This window comes from Azospirillum sp. B4 (assembly GCF_000333275.1).
In the GTDB taxonomy this organism is placed as follows: Bacteria; Pseudomonadota; Alphaproteobacteria; order Azospirillales; family Azospirillaceae; genus Nitrospirillum.
The window spans coordinates 1-2,242 of record NZ_BACU01000517.1 but is presented as its reverse complement, the minus strand read 5'-3'; the positions used below and the strand labels follow the sequence as shown (position 1 = coordinate 2,242).

The window sequence follows — 2,242 nt, the reverse complement described above, 5'->3', positions numbered from 1 at the left end:
GGGGTGGTGTAGCTGTACCCCTGGGCAACGGGGATGGCGACCCCGCCGCGCTGCCACTGGTAGGTCAGGGGGGCGGCACCCGCGCTCAGCACGTGAAAGGTCGCCGTCTGGCCGACGGTGACGGTCTGTTCCTGGGGCGGGGTGACGATGGACAGCTGGCCGGCCGGGGTGGCCGGGACGGACAGGTTGCCATTGCCGCCCAGGCCGGGGCCGGTGGTGGCCACGGTCTGGAAGTGGGCCGTGCCGGCGCCCAGACCGGGCGACGTGGCGGTGACCGTCACGGTGCCGGGGGTGAACTGGGCACGGACGGCGATGCGGGTGACGCCGCCTTCGGCCGTCAGGTTGGGGTCGCCCGGCGCGTGGTAGCCGTCGGGCTGGCTGTCGTTGACGTAATGGTCGGCACCGCCCCGGTAGGTGCCGGGACCGCTGACCGCGAAGGTCAGGGTGGGGGCGACGTTGGGCACCCGCACATTGTTGGCGTCCACCACCTCGGCCGTGATGAAGGCGGCGTCGGTGCCGTTGGCCTGCACGGCGAAGGGCTGGCCGCTGGGGCGCACCAGTTCCGGGGTCACGGTCAGGCGGATGTGATCCGGCGTGCCGGCGGTCACCTGGGTGTCCTGGATGGGGTTGCCGGCGGTGTCCAGCACCACGCGGGCGTTGGCGTCCAGGCACTGGGCGGTCAGGGTTCCCGCGGCCCACATCACGTCCCAATGCACCTGGGTGGGCAGCAGGGTGGTGTTCTGGGTCATGTCCGGGCTGACGTCGCTGGTCAGCGGGTTGGGCGTCATATCCCCGCCCTGGCGCTGGCCGTTCAGCAGCAGGCGCACCGACGGGCAGTTGGAGAAGGCGTTGACACGCACCTGGCCCACGCGGTTCCAGTGGTAGGCCAGTTTCACCACCGGCCGGCTGTCGTAGGACGTCCAGGCCGCCTGGTAGATGTAGTAGAGCAGGCGGGGAATGCGGTTGGCGTCCATCATCGAGGCGCCGTTGCCGCGGATGCTTTCCGGGGTGTGGCCGCTGGCGGAACCGGTGGGCGAGCCGGGGCCGTCCACCTGGGTCACGATCTCGCCGGGCGTGTCGGCCAGGTACCAGTGGGCCATGCCGAAGGACTTCATGGCCACGCTCTGCACCCACTGCTTCATGTACAGGGCGGCGAAGGGCAGCTCGAAGTCATAAAGGTCGCGGCCGACGCCGTTGTCCCAGTATTCCGAACCCCAGGCCGGGACGTTGGGGTTGTCGCGCTTCACGCCGATGTCGCAGCCGTCGCCGGAACAGCCCAGGATGTCGCCGTTGGCGGCATCGGGCGTGCGGTCCGACTGGGCGCGGGTCAACACCGGATCCCAGGTTTCCGAGATGGACTTCAGGGTGCGGGCGAAGCCGGTGTCGGTGACGCCGTTGTCCGCCTCCCACGCCAGCACGGACGGGTTGTTGCGGTCGTGCACGATCATGTCACGGTGCACTTCCTTCTTCATCTCGATGTCGAGGGTGGAAGCCGTGCAGTTGCCGACATAGGTGTCGCCCGGGCACAGATGGGCGAAGCCGTTCTCGCCGTCGCCGCTGGGCTGGACCATCATCACGCCATAGGCGTCGGCCGCGGCCAGGAACTCCGGCCCCTGGGAGGAGTGCCCGGGGCGGTACAGGCTGCCGCCGGCGTTGGCCAGCAGGGCCACGTCGCGCCACTGCTGTTCCTCCGGCACGGCGGCACCCAGGGCGGGGTAGTCATAGCGGCCCGATGCGCCCCACAGGTAATGGGCGTGGCCGTTGATGATGGGGAAGTTCTGGTCCCAGGTGATGGTGCGGATGCCCAGCGGGGTGGTGGTGGCGTCGACCACCACGCCGTCCACGCTGACCGTGTGGACCACGGTGTACATGTAGGGCTTGCCCCACGCGCTGTTGTTGGGGAACCACAGCGTGGGGTGGTCGACCGTCAGCGTCTGGTCGAAGGTGGGGGGTGGCGAGGCCGTCTCGGGCGCGGTCTGCGCCGGGGTGGCCGGCAGCGGCGCCGAGGGCAGCGTCTTGCTGTCCTGGGCCGAGGCCACCACGTTGCCCGCCGCGTCCACGATCTGGGTGTTCAGCGTTACCGTCTGGGCGTTGGCGTATTCATTGGCGACGTTGGTCTGCACCCGCACGGTCGCCGAGGCGTCGCTGGCGCTCAGCGTGGAGACGTAGGTGCCCCAGGTGTTCAGCACGGCGTAGGTATTGCGCGGTATGTGCAACCGATCGGTGATGTACATCCATACCG

General features: G+C 69.4%; 1 protein-coding gene. It reads right to left on the bottom strand.

Translation table 11 applies throughout. The features are described 5' to 3' along the window. On the bottom strand, positions 1 to 2,234 hold a 2,234-nt coding region (locus I55_RS22355; RefSeq protein ID WP_199902684.1), incomplete at its 3' end, for a DUF4982 domain-containing protein. Between the last annotated feature and the right edge of the window lie 8 nt (positions 2,235 to 2,242).